The organism is Saccharothrix hoggarensis (genome assembly GCF_052936025.1).
Genome location: NZ_CP193624.1, coordinates 6,570,637 through 6,593,710, shown reverse-complemented (window position 1 = coordinate 6,593,710; position 23,074 = coordinate 6,570,637). Strand labels below are relative to the sequence as shown.

Here is a 23,074-nt window from a genome sequence, read left to right as displayed (position 1 = left end):
CCGCCGGTGGCGGGCGTCAGCCGGTGGCCTCCGCGGCGGCCCGGCCGGCGACCCGGCCCGAGAACAGGCAGCCGCCGAGGAACGTGCCCTCCAGCGCCCGGTAGCCGTGGACGCCGCCGCCGCCGAAGCCCGACGCCTCGCCGGCCGCGTAAACGCCGTCCAGCACCGAGCCGTCGTCCTTCAGCACACGCGCGGACAGGTCGGTGTGCAGTCCGCCGAGGGTCTTGCGGGTCAGGACGGAGAGGCGCACGGCGATCAGCGGACCGGCCTTCGGGTCCAGCAGCGGGTGCGGCTCGACGACCCGGATCAGCTTGTCGGTGACGAACCTGCGGGCCTCGCGCATGGCGTTGACCTGCATGTCCTTGCCGAGCCCGGAGATCACCTGCCGGTCGCGCTCCACGATGGTGCGGCGCAGCGCGGCCGGGTCGACCAGCGACGTGCCGGTCAGCGCGTTCATGCCCGCGGCCAGCTCCTCGGGCGTGCGGCCGAAGATGAACTCCTCGGACCGCTTGGCGAACTCCTCGACCGGCGCCACCGCGTTGGGCAGCGCGCGCTTCAGCACGGCCCGGACGTCCTTGCCGGTCAGGTCGGGGTTCTGCTCCGACCCGGACAGCGCGAACTCCTTGCCGATGATCCGCTGGTTGAGCACGAACCACGAGTAGCCGTGCCCGGTCTGGACGATGTGCTGCAACGCGCCCAGGGCGTCGAAGCCGGGGAACAGCGGGATCGGCAGCCGCTGCCCGGTGGCGTCCAGCCACAGCGACGACGGACCGGGCAGGATGCGGATGCCGTGCCTGCTCCACACCGGCGCGTAGTTGGCGATGCCCTCGGGGTAGTGCCACATGCGGTCTTCGTTGATGATCTCGCCGCCCGCGTCCTGCACGACCTTGAGCATCGCGCCGTCGACGTGGTCGGGCACGCCCGACAGCATGTGCTCGGGCGGGGTGCCCAGGCGGGCGGGCCAGTTGCGGCGCACCATGTCGTGGTTCGCGCCGATGCCGCCGGACGTGATGACGACGGCCTGCGCGCGCAGCTCGAAGTCCTCCACGGCGGTGCGCGAGCTGGGCTCGCCGCGACCGACCGCGCTCGGTTCCAGCACGGAGCCGCGCACGCCGTCCACGGCGCCGCCGGTGGTGGTGAGGCCGGTCACCCGGTGCCGGAACCGCAGCTGCACGAGACCGCGCGCCACGCCCTCGCGGACCCGCCGCTCGAACGGGGCGACGATGCCGGGGCCGGTGCCCCAGGTGACGTGGAAACGCGGCACGGAGTTGCCGTGGCCGTCCGCCAGGTACCCGCCGCGCTCGGCCCACTGCACGAGCGGGAACCAGCGCACGCCCATGCCGTGCAGCCAGGACCGCTTCTCGCCGGCGGCGAAGTTCACGTACGCCTCGGCCCACCGACGCGGCCAGTGGTCGCAGTCCCGGTCGAACGCGGCCGAGCCCTGCCAGTCCTGCCAGGCCAGCTCCGCCGAGTCCTTGACCTTCAGCCGACGCTGCTCCGGGCTGTCGACCAGGAACAACCCGCCGAACGACCAGAACGCCTGCCCGCCGAACGACGCCTCGGGCTCCTGGTCGAGGAGGATGACCTTGCGCCCGGCGTCGACCAGCTCGGCGGTGGCGACGAGTCCCGCGAGACCCGCGCCGACGACGATGACGTCCGCGTCCTGTGCCATCGGGCGAGTCTAGATCGAAGTGCGGGCAGCGCACGAGAGTTGAATAAAATTCACTTTGAGGGGTGGTCGAGGTGTCCTACCAGGGGGACGTGGGCGAGGTCAGCGCGGTGTGGCGGCCGGTGGCGGAGGTGCCGACGATCGACCGGCCGCTGACCCAGGCCAGGCTGGTCGGCACCGCGGACGTCACGCGCGGCCAGTTCGGCCTCTTCGAGTGGCGGATGGCGCCGCACGCGGGCGGGCCTGCGGCGCACTTCCACAAGACGTTCTCGGAGTCGTTCTACGTGACCGCGGGAACGGTGCGGTTGTTCAACGGCGAGACGTGGGTGAGCGCGGGCGCGGGCGATTTCCTCTACGTGCCGGAGGGCGGTGTCCACGCTTTCCGCAACGACGCCGACGAGCCCGCGTCCATGCTCATCCTGTTCGCGCCCGCGCCACCGCGCGAGAACTACTTCCGGGAACTGGCCGAGATCGCCGAATCGGGTCGGCGGTTGAGCCCGGAGGAGTGGACCGAGTTGTACGCCCGACATGATCAGTACATGGTCTGAGCTGCCGGGGAGGGGCGGTCCGGTGACGTAAAAGACCGCCGGCCGCGACGGTGGGGGAATCCGTGCGGCCGGCGGCGGTCGGGCAGGTGTGGGCGCACTCTGCAACGTCTCGGGGGAGAGGTGCCGCGTGGGCGCTTGGGGAGGTGCCCCGCGGGCCTGACGTCCGGTGCGGCGTCCACGTGCCGACCTCAGGTAGAACGGGTCGTTCCGTATCTGTGTTCCCCGGAAACCCCCAGCGTGGCGGGCGTCACTACGGAGCGTCAGGAATGATTGTGACTCTGTGGAGTTGCCCCCGGAGGGCGCCCGAAGTCGCGGCCGCGAGGGTGTCGGAGGGTCGGCGCGACGGTGCCGGAGGGGGTCGGCGCGCGAGCGTGTCGGAGGTGCCGTCGCGAGGGCGTGTCGCGAGGGCGTCAGGCATCGGCGCGCGAGGCGTCAGGCGTCGGCTGGAGGGCGTCAGGCGTCGCCGCGCAGCTCCGTCATCCGGGCCTCGGCGGTCGCCAGCTTGTCCCGGGCCGTGTCCGCCCGGCGCTTGGCCTTCGCCACCTGGTTCGCCGCCTCCTGCTCGGCCTGCTGCGCCCGCCGCAGCTCGGCGCGCAGCGTGGCGGTGTGCTCCTCGCGCTCGGCCAGCGCCTGTTCGGCCTCGATGACGGCGGTGTCCGCCTTCCGCACGTCGGCCGCCGCGGCGTCGATGTCCTCCCTGGCCTTGGTGAGCCGGCGTTCCCGGCGCTGCTCCCGGCGCGGGGCCAGGTCGTCGCGCACGGGCACGGCGGTCTCGCTCAACGGGCCGAAGCCGGACTGCTCGACCGGCTTCACGAGCCGCCCCGCCCGAATGCGCGCGGCCAGCACGGCGTCCGCCAGCGCCGCCGCCAACGTGGTGCGCACCTGCTGCACGGCGTCCGGCCCGAGCGGCTGGCCCGCCTCGCGCGCCAACGCCTCGACCCGCCGCACGAGCGTGCTCAGCACGGCCCGCCGACGTGCGCCGAGCTGCCGCAGCGCGCCGCCGCGCAGCTCCTCCTGGGCGGTGCGCAGCTCCTCGCCCAGGGCCACCGCCTCGGCCAGGTCGGACGCGCCCTCGCGGGCGAGCAGGTTCAGCGCCCACGCCGACGCGGTCGGCTTGCGCAGCTCCGAGACCTGCTTGGCCAACGCCTTGTCGCCGCGCTCGGTGGCCAGGCGGACGTGGGCGTCCCTGGCCGCGACGAACTCGCCCGGCGGCAGGGCGTACAGCTCGTCGGCGATCCGGTCGATCGGTGCGGCGTCCACGATGCTGCCCAGTGTGCTCGCCATCGCGCTGATGTGCGATTTGTTACCGATTACCGGCCTGTCGCGCCGATTCACCGTTGACAGTGTTTGACATTCCGGCCGGTCGGCTCTTGACTGGACTAGTCGCACCCGTTCCGGAGTTCTGCGGCACTCTTCGCGCGTTCGCGCAATACCCCGTTCAGTCCAATGTGGACTTCACTGTTGGGCTGTTCGTCCGATTGTTCCCCGGGGGTCGGGGAGATGTGCTTGCGCCAATCTTTCCCCACGAAGGGTTTGCGCCGTGATCAACTCAGGAAGCCGGTGGAGACACCGCACCAGTGCGGCCTTGCTGGCCGCCGTGCTGGGCACCACTGGGTTCGGCTTCGCCGCCGGGTCGGCTGCCGCGCAGGAGGCGCCAACCGCCCCCGCGCCCGCCGACAAGCAGCTCGACAAGCAGGACCGTGAGCGGATCGCCGAGGCCGAACAGGCCGGTCAGGCGAACGTCACGCTGCTCGTCGCCGCCGAAGAGGGCAAGCTGGACTCCGCCGCGAGCGACCTCAAGGCCCTCGGCGGTGTGGTCGAGACGGTCGAGCGTGACGTCGACTACCTCAAGGTCTCCGTGCCGCGGGACAAGGCCGAGAAGGCCGCGAAGCTCGCGTCCGTGAACGCGGTCGACGTGGACGGCCTGGTCGCGCTGGACGACCCGCGTCCCGAGGGCGCGACGACCCCGCTCCCGCAGCCGGCTCCGGGCGCGTCCACGCCCAAGAAGAACCCGTACATGCCGACGCAGGACACCAAGGCGGCGCAGTTCACCGACGAGCACCCCCAGTGGGACGGCCGCGGCACCACGATCGCCATCATGGACTCCGGCATCGACCTGGACCACCCGGCGCTGACCACCACGTCGACCGGCGAGCGCAAGATCGTCGACTGGTACAACGCCAACGCCACCAACTCCGGTGACGGCACGTGGATCCAGGTGGCGGGCCGCTACAACGGCGCGTTCACCAACGGCGGCGTGACCTACACGGCCCCCGCGACCGGCGGCCCGTACAGCTTCGGCCTGTTCCGCGAGAACGCGGGCGACCTGGGCCTGGCCAACAGCGAGACCGGTGGTGACATCAACCGCGACGGCGACCGCGTGGACGCGTTCGGCGTGCTGCAGGACACCACCACCAAGGAAGTCCGCGTGGACGTGGACGGTGACGGCGACTTCACCGACCAGACCGCGATGATCGACTACAAGTACAAGAAGGACGTCGGCCACTTCGGCGTCGACAACCCGGCCACGCCGGTCCTCGACACCATCGCGTTCGTGGTGCAGACCGACAAGTCGAACTACGACGCCAACGGCACCGCGTGGGTCAACCTGGGCATCTCCGCCGCCCACGGCACGCACGTCGCGGGCATCACGTCGGCGAACAAGATGTTCGGCGGCAAGATGGTGGGCGCGGCGCCCGGCGCGAAGCTGATGGCCGTCAAGGTCTGCCTCACCACGCCGTCGTGCACCAACAGCGGCCTGATCGACGGCCTGCTGTACGCGGCGCGCAACGGCGCCGACGTCGTCAACATCTCGATCGGCGGCCTGCCCGCCCTCAACGACGGCAACAACGCGCGTGCGGCCCTCTACAACCGCACCATCGCCGAGTACAACGTGCAGGTGTTCATCTCCGCCGGCAACAGCGGCGCGGGCGCGAACACGGTCGGCGACCCGTCTGTGTCCACGGACGCGATGAGCGTCGGCTCGTACATCACCGCCGACACCTGGCTGTCCAACTACGGCTCGGTCACGCGGCAGCGCGAGGGCCTGCACGGCTTCTCGTCGCGCGGTCCCCGCGAGGACGGCGGCTTCAAGCCGAACATCGTCGCGCCCGGCTCGGCGATCTCCACCACGCCGCAGTGGCAGGCGCCCGGCCCGGTGGCCGGCACGTACGCCCTGCCCGCGGGCTACGCCATGTTCAACGGCACCTCGATGGCCGCCCCGCAGGCGACCGGCGCCGCGGCGCTGCTCGTGTCGGCGTACAAGGCGGAGCACAACGGCGAGCGCCCGCCCGTCGCGGCGCTGCGCAACGCCATCCAGTCCGGCGCCAAGTGGGTCTCCACGCTGCAGGCCTACGAGCAGGGCGCCGGCCTCTTCGACACCAAGCGCGCCTGGACGCAGCTCAACGCGCACCCGGACACCCAGTCGGTGACCACGTCGGTGACCGTCAACACGGCGCTGTCCGGCCTGCTGGCGACCCCGGACACCGGTGTCGGCATCCACGACCGCGAGGACGTGGTGGTGGGCCGCGAGTACACCCGCACCTACACCCTGACCCGCACCACGGGCCCGAACCGCAACCAGTCGTTCTTCGTCAACTGGCAGGGCAACGACGGCACGTTCTCGTCGAAGTCCCTGGTCAGCCTGCCGCTGAACACGCCGGTCAAGTTCGACGTCAAGGTCAAGCCGACCACGGCGGGCGCCCACTCGGCCGTGCTGAAGCTGGACAACCCCGGCACCCGCGGCATCGACGTGTTCACCCTGAACACGGTGTTCGCGGCCGACGAGTTCACCGCGGCCGGCAAGTTCGCGGTGACCAAGACCGGCACCGTCGAGCGCAACCAGTCGAAGAGCTTCTTCGTGCGGGTGCCCGAGGGCGCCAGCGCGCTGAAGGTCGACATGGCGGCCGGTGGCGAGGCGGGCAAGGGCCAGGTCCGGTTCCTGCGCTACGACCCGTACGGCGTGCCGTTCGACACCACGTCGTCGACCAACTGCTACAACCCCGACGCGGGCGCCGGCTGTGCCGGTGGCTCGCCGACCAGCCGCACGGTCGGCAACCCGCTGCCGGGCGTGTGGGAGATCGTGGTCGAGGCGCGGCGCACCTCCGACGCCGACGCGGCCCCGTTCTCGGTGACGGCGTCCGTGCTGGGCACGACGGTCAGCCCGAACCCGGACACCATCCCGTCGGCCTCGGTCGGCACGCCGATCAGCCGTGAGTACGCGGTGACCAACTCGCTGGCCACGTTCACCGGCAAGCTCGTCGGCGGTTCGCTGGGCAGCGCCCGGATCGCGCGTCCGTCCATCGCGGACGCCGCGGTGCAGACGTACGACCTGACCGTGGCGCCGGGCTCGACGTCGCTGCGCGCGACGATCGGCAAGACCAGCGACGTGTCCGCCGACCTCGACCTGTTCGTCTACAACTGCACCTCCGGCACCTGCGTGCTGGCCGGTCAGGCGGCGGACGGCGACTCGGAGGAGTCCGTCACGATCAACAACCCCGCCGCCGGCGCGTGGCGGGTGCAGGTGGACGGCTACGAGGTGCCCTCCGGCACCACGGAGTACGACTACATCGACGTGTTCGCCGCTCCGGGCTTCGGCTCGATCGCGGTGACGGACGCCGACGCCGAGCGCACCGCCGGTGCGACGTGGACGGTCCCGGGCACGGTCACCGTGTCGGGTCCGGCCGGCGCCGGTCGCGTGCTGCGCGGTGAGCTGACCGTGCAGACCGCGGAAGGCGCGATCGTCGGCCGCGGCGCCGTCATCGTGCAGAACGTCGTCTGACCGCACCAGATCGGACCTCAGGGTCACTCCCGCTTCGCGCGGGGGTGGCCCTGAGGGCTTTCACGGGGTCACGGGGTCGGGTCGGCGTTGCTCAACGGCTCGTCCACGTCGACCTGGCTGACGCCCGCGACGGCGGGCACCTGCCGGGCCACCTCCACGGGCACGGCGACCCGGACGTAGCCGATGGAGGTGTCGTCGGCCTCCACGGCGCCGCCGAGGCGTCGCAGCTCGGAGATCACCTGATCGGTCTTGCCGCGCTCGGTGGCGAGGGTCAGCACGACGGTCTTCACGCCGGAGCGCTCGGCCTTCGCGAGCACGTCCTCGCCCTGCGGGCTCAGCTTGGCGGGCACGCGCACCTCCGAGGTCGCGGTGGGCGAACCGGTCGCCGGGGATCGGTCGCCGGTGACTGCCGGCCGGTCGCCGGTGGCCGTCGCCCGGGCGTCGGTGGTCGGGCGTTCGGCGCAGCCGGCCAGCACGAGCACGGCCAACAGGGGCGCCACCAGTGTTCTCACGTGCCCTCCAGCGGCCGGTCCTGCCATTGCACACGAAGGACGGAACGGGACGTCACCGGGGTTGCACGGACTGATCGGGGCCGCTGAACGCCTGCACCCGCTCCTCGCCGTCCGCGCTCTCGCCGAACACCCGGTTGTCGGACGACCCGTTCGCGGCGTGCGCGGGCGCCGAGCCGTTGCCCCGGGGCAGGTCGCGGACCCGCACCTGCGGCAGCGCGCCGGGGTGCCGCGACCGCAGCCAGCCGACCAGGTGCTCGCGGGCCGCGCACCGCAGGTCCCACAGCCGGCCCGCGTCCGACGCGCTGACCAGCGCGCGGACCCGCACGAACGACCCCACGGCGTCCGTCACCTGCACGACGCAGACCCGGCCGTCCCACAGGTCGTTGCCCTCCAGCGCGTGCCGCAGCTCCTGCCGCAGGTCCTCCACGGGGACCGTCCAGTCGAGGTCCAGCTCCACCGTGCCGAGCAGCGCCGACTGCGTCCGCGTCCAGTTCTGGAACGGCGACTTGAGGAAGTACGCGGTGGGCAGGATCAGCCGCCGGTCGTCCCACAGGTGCACCACCACGTACGTCAGCGTGATGTCCTCGATCCGGCCCCACTCGTTCTCCACGACCACCACGTCGTCCAGGCGCAACGCGTCGCTAAACGCGATCTGCACGCCCGCGAACACGTTGCCCAGCAAGGACTGCGCCGCCAGCGCGGCGATCGCGCCGATCACACCGGCCGACGCCAGGATGCTCGTCCCGGCGGCCCGCGCGCTCGGGAACGTCATGAGCACCGCGGCCGCCGCCAGCACGCTGACGACCACCACCGTGACCCGCCTGACCAGCGTGATCTGCGTGTGGACGCGCCGGGCGTGCCGGTTGTCCGACACGTCGACCCGGATGCGCGCCAGCGTCGCGTCCTCGATCACCACCAGCAGCGACGCCAGCAGCCACGCGCCGGCGAGGATCAGCGCTATACCCGTGATGTGCAGTGCGACCGGCCGCCACTCGCCGCGTGCCGCCACCCCCAGCGAGAACTGGACCGAGACCAGGACGGCCGTGACCAGCGCGGGTCGGTGGGCGTGCCGGGCGAGCCCCGCGAACAGGTCCGACCGGCGGCCGATGCGGCGGACCACCCGGTGGACGGACGTGACGACGAGCAGCGCGACCAGCAGCGAGCCGGCGAACGTCAAGACGGCTGCGAGCACGAACGACTACCTCCTCGTGCGTGTGGTTCCCTTCGAACTTCCTACGGGCGTTCTCCGGTCCGTACCCACGAACGGGCTAACTCATAACTCCTGCGGCGCCGAGCGTGACGTTCACAACGTCACGGCGGGGTTTTGGGCAGGAAGTGCGCCACCTGGCCGACGAACGCGACCAGCCGGTCGGGCGTGAACCGCTCCGGATCGGTGATGACCAGTCGGCCTACCATCTCGGCCAGCGCGAGCATGGTGTGGCCGAGCAGCTCGGCGTCCAGCGCCGGTCCGCCCAGGGCCTTGAGCCCCAGGTCGGCCAGCGTGTTGACCTGGTCGAGCACCTTGGCCCGCACCGACTCGACCTGCCGGCGGAACTCCACCGGCGTGCCCTCGGGCGGCAGCAGCACGAGCCGCCAGCGGTCCGGGTTCTCGACGACCGCGTTGACGAAGGCGCGGACGGTGTCGGTGTAGACGTCCTCGGGGGAGCGGTCGGCGAAGTCCGAGGTCGGGATCGCTTCGAGCACCTGCGCGGTGGCGCGTCCGGCCTCGCGCGGCAGCAGCGCGGCGATGACCTCGGCGCGGTTCGCGTACAGCTCGTACACCACGGGCTTGGTGACGCCGGACCGCCGGGCCACGGCCTCCATCGTCAGCGCGTCGAACCCGCCTTCGGCGATGAGGCCGAGCGCGCTGTCCAGGAGTTGGTCGCGCCGCTGCTGCGGTGGCAGGCGGGGGGCGTACTTCCGCCGCGTTGTGCTCACCCGACCATATTGCTACGGTGCCGTAGCTTTCACAAAGCTACGGCGGCGTAGCTCTCGTGCGGAGGGTGGTGGTGGAGTCCGTGGAATCGGTGTTCGTGCGGTCCGACGGCGTGGAGCTCGCCGTGTTCGAGCAGGGCGACCGGTCCGCGCCGACCGTCGTCCTGGTGCACGGCTACCCCGACACGCACCGCGTGTGGGACGGCGTCGCGTCGCTGCTCGCCGAGCGGTTCCACGTCGTCACGTACGACGTCCGCGGCGCCGGCGCGTCGTCCGCGCCACGCGGGCTGGCCGCGTACCGCCTGCCCGTGCTGGCCCGCGACCTGTTCGCCGTCATCAAGGCCGTCAGCCCGGACGCGCCCGCGCACGTCGTCGCGCACGACTGGGGCTCGATCCAGGCGTGGGAGGCGGTCACCGCGCCGGACGCCCCGATCGCGTCGTACACGTCGATCTCCGGGCCCTGCCTCGACCACGTCGGCCACTGGATGCGCCGCAAGCCCACCGGCCGACGTCTCAAGCAGCTCCTCCACTCCTGGTACGTCGGGATGTTCCACCTGCCGTTCGTCGCGCCCCTGCTGTGGCGGCACGTGATCGGCCCGCGCTGGCACCACCTCGTGCGGCGCGCGGAGGGCGACTCGTCGCACGTCGCGCCGACCGTCGTGCGTGACGGCGTGCAGGGGATCTCCTTGTACCGCGCCAACTTCATCCCCCGCCTGCGCGCGCCGCGCGTGCGGCGGACCGACGTGCCGGTGCAGGTGATCCAGCCGTCGCGCGACAAGTACGTCACGGCCGCCGTGACCGAGGACGTGGAGCGGTGGGCGTCGGACGTGCGGCGGCACGTGCTCGACGCCGGCCACTGGGCGCCGGTCACCCACCCCGGCGCGGTGGCGCGCCTGGTCGCCGACCACGTCACCGCGCACACTCGGCGAGCCTGACGTCCGCGAGCGCCGCCCGCGCCCGCTGCCGGCCGAGGTTCCACGAACGCCAGTCGTCCGCCTGCACGCGCCGGAACTCCAGCGCGCACCCGCGCAGGGCCGGCGGCAGCGCGGCCAGGGCCGGCACCGCGTCGTCGGACAACTTGGCCAGGTACCGGACGTCGACCTTCCCCGTCTCGTACCAGCGGTCGATGTTGCGCTCGGCGATGAACCGGTCGGGGTTCAGCGCGGCCAGGGCGACCAGCGCGGCGAACCCCGTGCCGACGACGGCACGGGCCAGCCAGTCGCCCCGCAGCCGCACGCCCGCCGCCAGGACCAGCACGTACACCGCGCCCAGCCACAGCTCGCAGGCGGAGACGAGGACGCGGAGCACCGTGAAGCCGTAAGCCTGCTGGTAGAGCCACATGCGGGTGAGGGCGGAGGCGACGATCACCAGCGTGAGCAGGATCAGCGCGCCCAGCAGGACGCGCAGCCACCGGCGGTCGGTCGGGGAGTCGAGCCGGGCGAGGCGTGCGACGACCGCGATGACGCCGAGCGTGAGCACCGTGACGGCGAGCAGCTGCCAGAAGCCGCCGCGCGCGTGGTCGGCGTAGGTCAGGTCGGCGGTGGTGATGACGTGCTCGTCGCCGGCGAACAGCGTCCTGATCTGCACGGCCACGAACACGCCGAAGAGCGCCACCAACGCGCCGACGGGCAACACCCAGTCACGTCGTGCGACCGTGCGGCGGACGTCCGACTGGCCGTCCAGGTCCACCGGTGAGGCCAGCAGGTAGCAGGCGCCCACCGTGCCCAGCCCGATCGCCAGGAACACCACGACCGACTGACCCGACTCCTCCGGGACGGCGGACCCGAGCAGCTCGGCGAACGCCGCGTCCGCGCTCGCCAGCAGCGGGGCGAACAACAGCAGCAGTCCCACGGTGACCAGGACCGACCGTGCCATCCGCGGCGCGCCGCTCTCCTTCACCCCGCGGGCCAGCCAGGGTGCCGCCCGCACCGCCGCGACCGGCACCGCGCCCGCGCCGAGCACCAGGCCGTGCGCCGTGCGCCCGCCGACGATCGCCAGCGACGCGGCCGCGCAGCCCGCGATCGCGCAGAGGGCGAACAGCCACTCGGAGGCGACGAACGCCCCGACGCCGAAGAGGGCAACGCACAACACCGCCCACGCCGGTCGGACCTTGCGGAGGAGGGCGAACACGAGGAGGGCGGTCAGGGCCCAGCCGAGGCCGGGGCGTTCGGAGGGCAGGAGCACGGCCGCCCCGATCCCGGCGACGGCGCCGGTGAGCAGTACGCGGTTGGGGGACATGGGAAGCCTCCAGGGCATGCGCCATCGCCCGCCGTGGGTGCGGCGGTTGGCAGGGTTGGTGTTCGTCGGTGGGGCGCGGGCCGGTGAGGTGGCCTGGCGGTGGGTTTGGAGGGCGGTGTGCGAGGGCGGTGTGCGAGGGCGGTGTGCGCGGGCGGTGTGCGCGGCGTGGGTGCCGGGGTCAGGGGTGGGGGCGGGGTCAGGTGGGGGCGGCGGCTGTGGCGGCTGTGGTGGTTCGGGTGGCTGGGAGGGTTGCCCGGATTCGGCACCCGGGGCCGTCCACCACGGCGATGGTGCCGCCGTGCAGGTCGACCACCCACCGCGCGATGTTGAGACCCAGGCCGGTTCCGCCGCCGGCCGCGCGTTCGCCGCGCGTGAACCGTTCGAAGACCCGCTCCCGGTCCTGCGGCGCGATGCCGGGACCGTCGTCGGCGACCTCCAGCACCAGCTCACGCCCCACCGACGCGGAGATCCTCACCTCACCGCCGGCGGGGCCGTGGCGGGCCGCGTTGTCGAGCAGGTTCGCGACCACCTGGGCCAGCCGCGCCTCGTCCGCGTAGACCGTGGCGTCGGGCGGGGACACGTCGACGGTGAACCGGACCCCGCGCGCCGCGACCGACGCCTCCGCCACGACGTCGCCCAGCATCGGCGCGAGCGGGAACTCGACCTTGTCCAGCCGGTGCGCGCCGGCGTCGATCCGCGACAGGTCGAGCAGCTCCGCCACCAACCGGCCGAGGCGCTCGGTCTGCGCCAACGCGGTCCGCATGGTGGCCGCGTCCGGCCGCGCGACCCCGTCCACGACGTTCTCCAGCACGTTCTGCAGCGCCGTGATCGGCGTCCGCAGCTCGTGCGACACGTTGGCGATCAGCTCCCGCCGCTGCTGGTCGGCCGCGGCCAGGTCGGTGGCCATCTGGTTGAACGCGCCGGCCAGCTCGCCGACCTCGTCGCGGGCCGTCGCGCGGACCCGCCTGCTGTAGTCGCCCGCGCGCATCGCCCGCACGGCCGCCGTCATCTCCCGCAACGGCCTGGTCATGCCGTGGGCGAGGATCTGCGACGTCACCAGCGCGATCGCGATCGCGCCGAACGTCGTCCCCGGCGCGAGCCACCCGATCCGCCACCGGAAGAACGCGAACCCGGCCGCCATCGCCGACACCAGCAGCAGACCGAGCTTCACCTTGATGGACCGCACCGGGTCCAACGGGCGCGGCAGCAGCTCGACCGTCGTCTCGAACGCCGACCTGAGGCTCATCGGGGCACCTCCAACGCGTAGCCGACGCCGTGCACGGTCCGGATCAGGTCGTTGCCCAGCTTCCGCCGCAGGGCCTTGATGTGGCTGTCCACGGTCCGCGTGCCGGTGCCCTCGGACCAGCCCCACACCTCGCTGAGCAACCGCTCCCGCGACTGCACGGCCCGCGGCCGCTCGGCGAGGTGCACCAGCAGCTCGAACTCCGTCGGCGTGAGGTGCGCCTCCGCGCCGGCGCGGGTGACCCGCCGCTCGGTCAGGTCGATCTCCAGGTCGGCGACGGCGAGGCGCGCCGACGCGGCCGACGCCGCCCGCTCCACCCGCCGCAGCAGCGCGTGCACCCGCGCCGCGAGCTCGCGGATGGAGAACGGCTTGGTGAGGTAGTCGTCCGCGCCGACGGCGAGCCCGACGAGCAGGTCCGTCTCGTCGCCGCGGGCGGTCAGCATGAGCACCGGCACGGGTCGGTCGGCCTGGATGCGCCGGCACACCTCCAGACCGTCGAAGCCGGGCAGCATGACGTCGAGCACGACGAGGTCGGGGCGGGTGTCGCGGGCCCGCGCGACGGCGGACGGGCCGTCGTGCGCCAGGTCGACCTCGAACCCCTCGGCGCGCAGCCGGGCGGCCACGGACTCGGCGATGGTCAGGTCGTCCTCGACCACCAGGACGCGGCGTGTCATGCGGCCGACTCTAGGTGCGGGCCGTGGAGGCGTCCGGGGCGAGTTGTGAACGTCCTGTGGAGGCCGTCCCACCTGGCATGGCGCTTCCCACAGCAACCCCGGCGCACGTCGCGCGTCCTTGCCGCGGGAGGGACCATGCCGACCTTCGAACCCGGGGCGACCGCCGTCCGCCGTGACGTCCTGCGCGGCAAGGTGTGGAGCGCGCACGCGGTGCGGGTGCTCGCCGACTCGCCGGACGCCCTGGTCGCCTGCTGCCGCCCGGGGGCGGAGTGCCTGGCGCCGACGACGTGGATCGAGTGGCTGCTGACCGGCGACGACGGCGTCCGCAAGCGGGCGCTGCCGAACCTCGCGGCCGGCCGTTGGCGGCTCGACCGCTGGATCTGGCGGGACACCGTCCAGCTGCTGTGGAACCCGCCGGGGACGTGGTTCAGCGTCCACGCCTTCTACGACGCGTCCGACGAGCACCGGCTGTCCCGCTGGTACGTCAACTTCCAGCGCCCGCTGCGCCGCACCGCGCTCGGCTTCGACACCTTCGACCTGCTGCTGGACCTGGTCGTCGCGCCGGACCTGTCGGGCTGGTCGTGGAAGGACGAGGGCGAGTACGCGCAGGGCCGCCGGCTGGGCGTCGTGGGCGAGGACGACCACCGGGCCGTCGAACGGGCCCGCGACCAGGCCGTGGCGATGATCGAGAACCGGGACGGGCCGTTCGCGCCGGACGCGGGCTGGGCCGGGTGGCGGTCGGACCCGTCGTGGCCCGCGACCGCGCTGCCCGCCGACGTGCTCACCGCGGACGTGCTCACCGCGGACGTGCTCACCGCCGACCTCCCGCCGGAGGGCTGATCGGGCGAATCTGGGAGCGCTCCCAGGCGTCCGGTGCTTAGCTGGGGTCGGGGGCTTCGGCGAGGAGGTCTGGTCGTGCGACGTGTGCTCGTTCCGGTGCTGGCGCTGGTTGTCCTGGGCACGCCCGCGCACGCCGAGCCGGGGGTGGTGGAACTCGCCACCCTGCCCGGCGGCACGACCGGGTCGGCGGTCGCCGTCAACGACGCCGGCGTGGTCGTCGGCCGGTCCACGGGTGCGGACCGGCGGTCACGGCCCGTGCGCTGGGACGCCGACGGGCGGATCACCGAACTCGCCCTGCCGCCGGGCGCCCGGTACGCCACCGTTTTCGGGGTCGACGCGGACGGCGCGGCCTACGGCAACACCAGCACCCCGGACCGCTGGGCGCAGGCCACCCGCTGGAACGCCGACGGCTCGGTGACCGTCCTCGACCTCCTGCCCGGCGGCGATTACAGCTTCGCCGTCGCGGTCAACGAGGGCGGCACGGTCGTGGGCTACGCCGGCGCGGCCGACGGCACCCGCCAGGCCGTCCGCTGGGAGCGTGACGGCACCGCCACCGCCCTGCCCGGACTGGGACGGGCCACCGAGCCCGCCGCGATCGACGACGACGGCGCGATCGCGGGGATCGCCACCACGGCCGACGACCGGCAGCACTACGTGCGGTGGGACGACGGCGTGCTCACCGACCTCGGCGCCGTGCCCGGCAGCACGCACGCCTCCGTGGCCGACGTGCGCGGCCGGTTCGTCGTCGGCGAGTACGCGCGGGAGGACCGGTCGGGCTACGCGCTGCGGTGGGACGGCACGACCCTCGCCGAGCTGCCCACGCCGTCCGGGCAGCACAGCACCCTCCCCGCCGTGGCCGCGGACGGCACGGCGTTCGGCCGGTCGGGCGGTGCGCCGGTGCGGTGGGCGGTCGACGGGGCCGTGACGACGATGGCCCTGCCCGCCGGGTACGGCTCCGGCCAGGTGTCGCTGGTCAACGGGAACGGCACGGCCGCGGGCGTGGCGATCGGCAGCCGGAACCGGCCGGTCCGCTGGTCGCCGTCCGGCGAGGTGACGTTGCTGCCGGTGCCGGCGGGCACCTACGGCTTCGCCCAGGGCATCAACGACCACGGCGTCGTCGTCGGCGAGCACGGCGGGCGCGCGGTGCTCTGGCCCTGAGCCCGCCGGACCGGGTGGGCGCGGTGTCGGTGGCGCGTCCTAGGGTGGCCCGGTGGCTGACGCGGTGCTCGAAGCGGTGCTGGAGCGGATCACGTTCGCCAACGAGGAGACCGGCTACACGGTCGCCCGCGTCGACACCGGGCGCGGCAACGACCTGGTCACCGTCGTCGGCTCGCTGCTCGGCGTGCAGCCCGGCGAGGCGATCCGGATGCGCGGCCGGTGGGGGTCGCACCCCCAGTACGGCAAGCAGTTCCACGTGGACGACTACACGAGCGTGCTGCCCGCCACCATCCAGGGCATCCGCCGCTACCTCGGGTCCGGCCTGATCAAGGGCATCGGGCCGGTGCTCGCCGACCGGATCGTCACGCACTTCGGCGTCGCCGCGCTGGACGTCATCGAGCACGAGCCGCACCGGCTGGTCGAGGTGCCGAAGCTCGGACCCAAGCGCACGAAGATGATCGCCGCCGCGTGGGAGGAGCAGAAGGCGATCAAGGAGGTCATGGTCTTCCTGCAAGGCGTCGGCGTGTCGACGTCGCTCGCCGTGCGCATCTACAAGCAGTACCGGGAGAAGGCGATCGACGTCGTCCGCGAGGAGCCCTACCGGCTCGCCACCGACGTGTGGGGCATCGGGTTCCGCACCGCCGACGTGATCGCGAAGGCCGTCGGCATCCCGCACGACAGCCCGCAGCGGGTGAAGGCCGGGCTGCAGTTCACGCTGTCCGAGGCGACCGGCGACGGCGACTGCTACCTGCCCGAGAACGAGCTGATCGGCGACGCGATCAAGATCCTCCAGGTGGACGCGGGCCTGGTCATCGAGTGCCTGGCCGAGCTCGTCGCGGAGGAGGGCGTGGTCCGCGAGGTCATGCCGGACGGCGAGCCGGGCATCTACCTGCTCGCGTTCCACCGGGCCGAGATCTCGCTGGCCAACCAGCTGCTCCGGCTGCTGCGGACCGACGAGGAGCGGATGCCCGCGTTCCGGCAGGTCGACTGGGAGCGGGCGTTCGCGTGGCTCGGCGCGTCGCTGGAGGAGAAGCAGCGTGACGCCGTCCGCCTCGCGCTGACCAGCAAGGTCGCCGTGCTGACCGGCGGGCCGGGGTGCGGCAAGAGCTTCACCGTGCGGTCGATCGTGAAGCTGGCCGCCGCCAAGGGCGCGAAGGTCGTGCTGGCCGCGCCGACGGGCCGGGCCGCCAAGCGGCTCACCGAGCTGACCGGCCACGAGGCGCGCACCGTGCACCGGCTGTTGGAGCTGAAGCCGGGCGGTGACGCCGCCTACGACCGGGACCGGCCACTCGACGCCGACCTGGTCGTCGTCGACGAGGCGTCGATGCTCGACCTGCTGCTGGCCAACAAGCTGGTGAAGGCCGTCGCGCCCGGCGCGCACCTGCTGCTGGTCGGGGACGTCGACCAGCTGCCGTCCGTCGGCGCGGGCGAGGTGCTGCGGGACGTGCTGTCGGACGGCAGCCCCATCCCGAACGTCCGGCTCACGCACATCTTCCGGCAGGCGCAGCAGTCCGGTGTGGTCACGAACGCGCACCGCATCAACAACGGCGACTACCCCGTCGTGCAAGGGCTCCCGGACTTCTTCCTCTTCCCCGTGGAGGAGGCGGAGGAGGCGGCGGGGGTCGTGGTGGACGTGGTCGCCCACCGCATCCCGCGCAAGTTCGGCCTGAAGCCGCGCACGGACGTGCAGGTGCTCGCGCCGATGCACCGCGGTCCGGCGGGCGCGGGCGCGCTGAACGCGTTGCTGCAGGAGGCCTTGACACCGTCCACACCGGACTTGCCCGAGCGCCGGTTCGGCGGCCGGGTGTTCCGGGTCGGCGACAAGGTGACCCAGATGCGCAACAACTACGACAAGAACGTCTTCAACGGCACGCTGGGCGTGGTCACGGCGATCGACGCGGTGGAGCAGAAGCTGACCGTTCGGACCGACGAGGAAGAGGACGTGGACTACGAGTTCGGCGAGCTGGACGAGTTGACCCACGCCTACGCCATGACGATTCACCGCTCACAGGGCAGTGAGTACCCGTGCGTGGTCATCCCAATCACGACGAGCGCGTGGATGATGTTGCAGCGGAACCTGCTCTACACGGCGGTGACGCGGGCCAAGAAGCTCGTGGTGCTGGTCGGGTCGCGCAAGGCGATCGGGCAGGCGGTCCGCACGGTGGGCGCGGGGCGCAGGCACACCGCGCTGGACCACCGGCTCGCCCACCTCGTGTGACGGTGGAGCACCGCGCGGGAGTGGCGCCGTTCCCGCGCGGTGCCCGCGGTGTCCCCACCTGCCCCGGGTGTCCCAGCGGTGTCACCGCCTCAACGCAAGCCGGCCGCCCGGTCGTCGCCGGTCACCACCGGCCGCGGCGGGCCGCCCGTCACAGCTCGCCGCCGAACCTCACCGCACGGGGAAGGCGATGTCGCAGACCTCGTCGTCCGGCCCGGCGGCCGCGATGTCCGCGAAGTACACCTCACGCGGCGAGTCCGCGATCACCAGGTCGTTCTCCTTCACCCACGTCGCCACCGCGTCGTAGGCCGACAGGATCTGCGGGAACACCACCTGCGCCTTCTTCAGCCGCACGTACGCCTCCCGGTGCGCCGGCTCCACGCGCGACGCCGTGCTGGTCGGCCCGCTCGCGACGTCGACCGGGACGCACGCCTCCACCGGGCCGTCGCTGTCCTCGTTGACCTCGCCGTGGTAGACCACGAACGGCGCCGCCGAGATGCCGCCGCACGCCCCGGCCGCCTTCTCCAGGCGGTTCATGGCGGCGCCGATCCAGTCGACCAACGCCGGCTGGAGCACGTGCCGCTGCTCGGTCAGCACGACCTGCTCGGGCACTTCCCGCTGCTTGACCTCGTACATGTCCAACAACCCCTTCCCTCCGGACAACACGACGCGGAGGTGGGCGGCCAGGCCCCGCTGCACCGCCAGCCGGTGCTCGACCACGGCCCAGTAGTCGGCCACCAGGTCCGCCCGGTCGTCCTCGGGCGCGGCGACGATCCGGGCCACCACCGCGAGCGGCATGTCCAGCCTGCGCAGCAACGCCACCAGGCGGGCCGTCGCCAGCTGCTCCTCGCGGTACCGCCGGTAGCCGTTGCCGACGCCGACCTCGGCCGGCCGCAGCAGTCCTTGCCGCTCGTACAGCCGCAGCGCCTTCACCGACAAGCGCGACCGGCGCGAGAACTCGCCGATGCCCAGTAGCCGTGCCACCCGCCCATCCTCCACGCCGACGAGCCTCGGGGCTGCCCCAAGGGCCGGGTCAAGCGACCGGTTCGGCTGCGCCGGGCACCCCGTTGTTGGGAGGATTCGGGGAGGCCGGGGGGTGCATGGGGGGCTCATGAGCGACAACGGACCGGGCGTGCTGACCGGGCTCGTCAGCGGTGCGGCGGCGGAGGCGTTCGAGCGGCTGTCCCGTTCGGACGGTCTGCCGGTCGGCCCCGGCCCGGACGGGTTCGACGCGGACGACCCGGTGTGGCGGGAGCTGGTGGACGCCGGGGTGGTGACCGTCCTCGGCAGCGGCCCGCAGCGGGTCGTCCGGGCCGTGCACCCGACGATCGCGGTGCGCCGCCTGCTGGACCGCCAGCACCGCAGGCTCGCGGAGCTCCAGACCCAGCTCGCCACGACGTGGGAGCGGTTCGCGGCGATGGTGCCGCCCACGGCGGGCCTGGCGGGCGGGGCGGGCGACCCCGGCGCCGACGAGGTGCAGGTGGTCCGCGACCACCCCGAGATGACCCGCCTCGCCGCCGGCCTCTACCGGTCGCCGAAACGGGTGCTCCGGGCCACCCTGAACGGCCACTTCGCGTCCGGCAAGGCCACCGAGGGCGTGCTGCTGCCGCCCGAGGACGCCATCGCGGCGGGCGTCGAGTTCCGGATGATCTACGACGTGAAGCACGTGTCCGACACGTGGGGCGCGTACAGCGTCGAGCAGTCCGTGCGGGCGGGGGAGCAGGCGAGGGTCCGCCGCACCGTGCCCGTGCGCATGATGCTCGTGGACGACACCGTCGCCCTGGTGACCATCGACGAGTCCGGGGCCGCGGGCGCCCTGCACGTGCGCTCGCCCGCGCTGCTGGCCGTGCTGACGGAGTGGTTCGACCTGCTCTGGGACGACCCGGGCAGCACGGTGGTCCGGGTGGGCGCCACCGGGCCGGCCGCCGGCACGGGCCGGGCGGGCGCGGGCGAGCTGACACCCGTCCAGCAAAAGGTGCTGCGGATGATGGCGTCCGGCCTCACCGACACCGCCATCGCGCACCAGGCGGGCACGTCGGTGCGGAGCGTGCGCCGGCACGTCAGCGCGATCCTCGCGCACCTCGGCGCGGAGAGCCGGTTCGCGGCGGGCGTGGCGGCGGCCAAGCGCGGGTGGCTGTAGTGGCCGGTTGCGGCCAGTGGCCGTGAGGTGCCTGGTGGGAGGGGCGACGCTGGTGCAGATTCGGCCCGCACGACGGGCGCGCTCGCGGGTCGAGGGGTTCCGCGAGCGGCCCGTCCGGACCGGCCCGACCGACAAGCACCTGGAGAACCATGCACGGCTTCGCACGACTGCTCCGGACCGCGCTGGTGGCCGGGGCGGTCACCGCGGCGGTGGCCGCCGCCGCGCCCGCCGCCTCCGCGAACACCGCCACCGCGAACGCCACTGCGGCGGCCTTCACCGCCAAGGTCGTCAACGCGAACAGCGACAAGTGCCTGGCCATCCCCGGCGGCACCTCGCGGGAATTCACACAGGCGATCCAGTTCTCCTGTTACCCGCCCGGGGACTCGAAGGAGTGGCGCGTGAGCCGCCTCTACACCGACGGGTACGGCAATCCGGTCTACGGGCTGGAGAACGTGGCGAGCGGTCTGTGCCTGTCGATCGCCGTCGAGAGCACGTCGAACGGCGCGCAGGTGTGGCAGGAAGACTGCTCCGCCTCGCCGTTCCAGAAGTGGGCGTACGACAAGGGCATCCGGCTCCGCAACGTGGCCACCGGCAAGTGCATGGCCGTGCCGAACGGCTGGCAGTCGGACGGCGTGGGGATCATCCAGTGGCCGTGCGGCACCGGCGCCGAGCAGCGGTGGTACGTCGGCTGACCGCCCGCCGCCGACTGCCGCCTCCCGACCGCCCGCCGTCGACTGCTCGCCGCTGACTGCTCGCCGCCCGACCACCCGACCGCCCGCCGTCGGACACCGGCCCGACCGCCGTCCAGACCGGTGCCCGACGGCCGGTGCGCGTCGCCCGGCCGCATGTCGCGCGATCCGCCGACCGGTCGGCATGGGAGGCCGGCCCGACCGCCGTCCGGGCCGACCTCCCACGACGACCGACCCCGCGGCTACCGGCCGTGGCTACTGGCGGTAGCCCTCCACGGTGCCGGGGTCGCGCGGCTCGGCGCCGTCCGGGTCCATGCCCGCCGCCCGCCGCGCCCGGCGCTGCCGGAGCAGGTCCCACGTCTGGTCGAGGGCCACTTCGAGGTCGCGCAGCCGGCGGGCGTCACCCTCGCTCAGGCCCTCGCCGATGCGCGAGCCCTCCAGCTGGTGCTCTTCGTCCACCAGCTGCGTGATGCGCGCGACCAGTTCCTCATCAGTCACGACTCCTCCTCCATCCGGACCAAGATCCGGGGTACCTCGCGCGCCCGCGCCGAAACCCGGTGGCCATAACGGCCAGGTATGGCCGGACGGAGGGTGTGCAGGGGGCCGTTCATGCCCCATCCTCCGTTTCACCCTGCCTAGGAGGAAGAACCGTGAAGTCGACGAAGTCGACCAGACGCTCCCTGCTGACCCTCGCGATAGCCGGCATCGCGGCGGCCGCCGTGGTCACCGGCGGCACCCCCGGCACCGCCGGCCCCGCACCCGAGGTCGCCGCCGTGCAAGCCGGCCCGACCTACGTCTACAAGGTCCACGCGCCGCTCGGCGCCGCCGCCCAGAACCTGCTCGGGCGCGGCTTCGACGTGCTGGAGGACCGGGACGGCGACTACCTGTTCGTGCTCGGCGACGCGACCACCGGCGGCGGCCTCAAGCAGGCCGGTTTCAGCGCCGTCATCGACGAGGTGCTGCCCGCGCCGCAGTGGCAGCCGCCCGCCAAGAAGTCCCAGTCGCCCACGTTCGACGCGGCCGACGTCAACGAGACCTACTACGGCGGCTACCGCACCATCAACGCCCACTGGTCGCACCTCGACCTGGTCGGCCAGAACTACCCGAACCTGACCACGCTGGTCGACTACGGCGACTCGTGGCGCAAGACCCAGGGCGCGGGCGGCTACGACCTGCGGGCCATCTGCATCACCAAGAAGAACGCCGGCGACTGCGCGCTGAACACGTCCGCGCCGAAGCCCCGGTTCTTCGTGATGGGCCAGCTGCACGCCCGCGAGCTGACCACCGGTGACGTCGCCTGGCGCTGGATCGACCACCTGACCAGCGGTTACGGTGTCGACGCCGAGGTCACGGCGCTGCTGGACACCACCGAGGTGTGGGTGGTGCCGATCGCCAACCCGGACGGCGTGAACATCGTGCAGCAGGGCGGCAACTCGCCGCGCTACCAGCGCAAGAACGCCAACACCACCAACGGTTCGAACTGCTCGGGCACGTCGTCGTCGCAGATCGGCGTCGACCTCAACCGCAACACCGACTCGCACTGGGGCGGCGCGGGCACGTCGTCCAACCCGTGCGACCAGACGTACAAGGGCCCGTCGGCGAACTCCGAGGTCGAGACGCGGGCGTTGCAGGCCCTGTGGCGCAACCTGTACCGCGACCGCCGCGGCACCGGCGTGACCGACGCCGCGCCGCTCGACACCACCGGTGTCGTCATCTCCATGCACAGCTACTCGAACCTGGTCCTGTTCCCGTGGGGCTGGACGACGTCGTACAAGACGGGCAACGACGCGGCGCTGCGCGGCATGGCGCGCGACATGGCGTCCCTGGCCGGCGGCTGGCAGTACGGGCAGCCGGGGGAGGTGCTGTACAACGCGGCGGGCGCGACGGACGACTGGGTGTACGACGACCTGGGCGTGGCGTCGTTCGTGTGGGAGATCGGGCCGTCGTCGGGCACCTGCTCCGGCTTCTTCCCGACCTACTCGTGCCAGGCGTCGACGTTCTGGCCGAAGACGAAGCCGATGCTGATGTACGCGGCCAAGAAGGCGGCCAACCCGTACGGCGGCGGCGGCAACCCGCCGGTCGGCTGCGCGAAGGCCACCAACGACGCCGACGTGGCCATCCCGGACAACGGCGCGGCCGTGACCAGCACCATCACCATCGCGGGCTGCGAGGGCAACGCCTCGGCGACGTCCCAGGTGGAGGTGCACATCGTGCACACCTACCGGGGTGACGTGGTGATCGACCTCGTCGCGCCGGACGGCACGGCGTACCGCCTGAAGGCGTCGAACAACGACTCGGGCGACAACATCGACACCACCTACACGGCGAACGTCTCGTCGGAGGCGCGCAACGGCGCGTGGAAGCTCCGGGTCCAGGACGTTTACTCGGCGGACACCGGGTACCTGAACTCGTGGAGCCTCACGCTGTAGTCGC

19 protein-coding genes are annotated in these 23,074 nt (G+C 72.8%); 9 read left to right on the top strand and 10 right to left on the bottom strand.

Features of this window, described 5'->3' with window-relative positions; translation table 11 throughout:
- Positions 1–16: 16 nt before the first annotated feature.
- Positions 17–1,672: an FAD-binding dehydrogenase gene (locus tag ACRAKH_RS29850; RefSeq protein ID WP_380722681.1), complete on the bottom strand. Its 1,656-nt coding sequence runs from the start codon at positions 1,670–1,672 to the stop codon at positions 17–19.
- 62 nt (positions 1,673–1,734) lie between these two features.
- Between ACRAKH_RS29850 and ACRAKH_RS29845 the strand changes: the two genes are divergently transcribed.
- Positions 1,735–2,217, top strand: a complete 483-nt coding sequence (locus ACRAKH_RS29845; protein ID WP_447009432.1) for a cupin domain-containing protein — start codon at positions 1,735–1,737, stop codon at positions 2,215–2,217.
- 453 nt (positions 2,218–2,670) lie between these two features.
- Here the strand turns inward: ACRAKH_RS29845 and ACRAKH_RS29840 are convergent, their stop codons facing one another.
- Positions 2,671–3,501 carry a hypothetical protein gene (locus ACRAKH_RS29840; protein WP_447009431.1) on the bottom strand — a complete coding sequence of 277 codons (831 nt, stop codon included), beginning with the start codon at positions 3,499–3,501 and terminating at the stop codon, positions 2,671–2,673.
- A gap of 256 nt (positions 3,502–3,757) precedes the next feature.
- Between ACRAKH_RS29840 and ACRAKH_RS29835 the strand changes: the two genes are divergently transcribed.
- Positions 3,758–6,997, top strand: coding sequence for a S8 family serine peptidase (locus ACRAKH_RS29835; protein ID WP_380722687.1), 3,240 nt, complete (start codon positions 3,758–3,760; stop codon positions 6,995–6,997).
- 68 nt (positions 6,998–7,065) lie between these two features.
- Here the strand turns inward: ACRAKH_RS29835 and ACRAKH_RS29830 are convergent, their stop codons facing one another.
- The 3 genes from ACRAKH_RS29830 to ACRAKH_RS29820 all read right to left on the bottom strand — a co-directional run bounded on the left by ACRAKH_RS29830 (position 7,066) and on the right by ACRAKH_RS29820 (position 9,447).
- Positions 7,066–7,509, bottom strand: a complete 444-nt coding sequence (locus ACRAKH_RS29830; protein ID WP_380722689.1) for a hypothetical protein — start codon at positions 7,507–7,509, stop codon at positions 7,066–7,068.
- A gap of 52 nt (positions 7,510–7,561) precedes the next feature.
- On the bottom strand, positions 7,562–8,701 hold the full coding sequence (locus tag ACRAKH_RS29825) for a mechanosensitive ion channel family protein (RefSeq protein WP_380722691.1): 1,140 nt from the start codon (positions 8,699–8,701) through the stop codon (positions 7,562–7,564).
- Between the two features lie 119 nt (positions 8,702–8,820).
- The gene (locus ACRAKH_RS29820; RefSeq protein ID WP_380722693.1) at positions 8,821–9,447 is read right to left on the bottom strand and encodes a TetR/AcrR family transcriptional regulator; all 627 of its coding nucleotides are present in this window, start codon (positions 9,445–9,447) and stop codon (positions 8,821–8,823) included.
- 71 nt (positions 9,448–9,518) lie between these two features.
- On the opposite strand from ACRAKH_RS29820, the gene ACRAKH_RS29815 reads away from it, so the two are divergent.
- Positions 9,519–10,379, top strand: a complete 861-nt coding sequence (locus tag ACRAKH_RS29815; RefSeq protein WP_380722695.1) for an alpha/beta fold hydrolase — start codon at positions 9,519–9,521, stop codon at positions 10,377–10,379.
- Here the strand turns inward: ACRAKH_RS29815 and ACRAKH_RS29810 are convergent.
- The 3 genes from ACRAKH_RS29810 to ACRAKH_RS29800 all read right to left on the bottom strand — a co-directional run bounded on the left by ACRAKH_RS29810 (position 10,354) and on the right by ACRAKH_RS29800 (position 13,599).
- Positions 10,354–11,682, bottom strand: a complete 1,329-nt coding sequence (locus ACRAKH_RS29810; protein ID WP_447009430.1) for a DUF4153 domain-containing protein — start codon at positions 11,680–11,682, stop codon at positions 10,354–10,356. The two genes, ACRAKH_RS29815 and ACRAKH_RS29810, sit on opposite strands and share 26 nt — an antisense overlap.
- A 196-nt stretch (positions 11,683–11,878) precedes the next feature.
- Positions 11,879–12,928, bottom strand: a complete 1,050-nt coding sequence (locus tag ACRAKH_RS29805) for a sensor histidine kinase (RefSeq protein ID WP_380722699.1) — start codon at positions 12,926–12,928, stop codon at positions 11,879–11,881.
- Positions 12,925–13,599, bottom strand: coding sequence for a response regulator transcription factor (locus ACRAKH_RS29800; protein WP_380722701.1), 675 nt, complete (start codon positions 13,597–13,599; stop codon positions 12,925–12,927). Before ACRAKH_RS29800 ends, ACRAKH_RS29805 begins: the two co-directional genes overlap by 4 nt.
- A 135-nt stretch (positions 13,600–13,734) precedes the next feature.
- Here ACRAKH_RS29800 and ACRAKH_RS29795 point away from each other — a divergent pair, with 135 nt between their 5' ends.
- The 3 genes from ACRAKH_RS29795 (at position 13,735) to recD2 (ending at position 17,815) form a co-directional block, all read left to right on the top strand.
- The gene (locus ACRAKH_RS29795; RefSeq protein WP_380722703.1) at positions 13,735–14,439 is read left to right on the top strand and encodes a DUF402 domain-containing protein; all 705 of its coding nucleotides are present in this window, start codon (positions 13,735–13,737) and stop codon (positions 14,437–14,439) included.
- A 75-nt stretch (positions 14,440–14,514) separates the two neighbouring features.
- On the top strand, positions 14,515–15,597 hold the full coding sequence (locus tag ACRAKH_RS29790) for a hypothetical protein (RefSeq protein WP_380722705.1): 1,083 nt from the start codon (positions 14,515–14,517) through the stop codon (positions 15,595–15,597).
- A gap of 52 nt (positions 15,598–15,649) precedes the next feature.
- Positions 15,650–17,815, top strand: a complete 2,166-nt coding sequence (gene recD2 / locus ACRAKH_RS29785) for an SF1B family DNA helicase RecD2 (RefSeq protein ID WP_380722707.1) — start codon at positions 15,650–15,652, stop codon at positions 17,813–17,815.
- A 168-nt stretch (positions 17,816–17,983) separates the two neighbouring features.
- Here the strand turns inward: recD2 and ACRAKH_RS29780 are convergent, their stop codons facing one another.
- On the bottom strand, positions 17,984–18,796 hold the full coding sequence (locus ACRAKH_RS29780) for a MerR family transcriptional regulator (RefSeq protein WP_380722709.1): 813 nt from the start codon (positions 18,794–18,796) through the stop codon (positions 17,984–17,986).
- Positions 18,797–18,923: 127 nt separating this feature from the next.
- Between ACRAKH_RS29780 and ACRAKH_RS29775 the strand changes: the two genes are divergently transcribed.
- Positions 18,924–19,952: a helix-turn-helix transcriptional regulator gene (locus ACRAKH_RS29775; RefSeq protein WP_380722711.1), complete on the top strand. Its 1,029-nt coding sequence runs from the start codon at positions 18,924–18,926 to the stop codon at positions 19,950–19,952.
- 149 nt (positions 19,953–20,101) lie between these two features.
- Positions 20,102–20,644 carry an RICIN domain-containing protein gene (locus tag ACRAKH_RS29770; RefSeq protein ID WP_380722713.1) on the top strand — a complete coding sequence of 181 codons (543 nt, stop codon included), beginning with the start codon at positions 20,102–20,104 and terminating at the stop codon, positions 20,642–20,644.
- 252 nt (positions 20,645–20,896) lie between these two features.
- Here the strand turns inward: ACRAKH_RS29770 and ACRAKH_RS29765 are convergent, their stop codons facing one another.
- A complete protein-coding gene (locus ACRAKH_RS29765; RefSeq protein ID WP_380722715.1) occupies positions 20,897–21,139 on the bottom strand; it encodes a DUF2630 family protein in 243 nt (80 codons plus the stop codon).
- Between the two features lie 152 nt (positions 21,140–21,291).
- On the opposite strand from ACRAKH_RS29765, the gene ACRAKH_RS29760 reads away from it, so the two are divergent.
- Positions 21,292–23,070, top strand: a complete 1,779-nt coding sequence (locus ACRAKH_RS29760; protein WP_380722717.1) for a M14 family zinc carboxypeptidase — start codon at positions 21,292–21,294, stop codon at positions 23,068–23,070.
- Positions 23,071–23,074 lie beyond the last annotated feature (4 nt).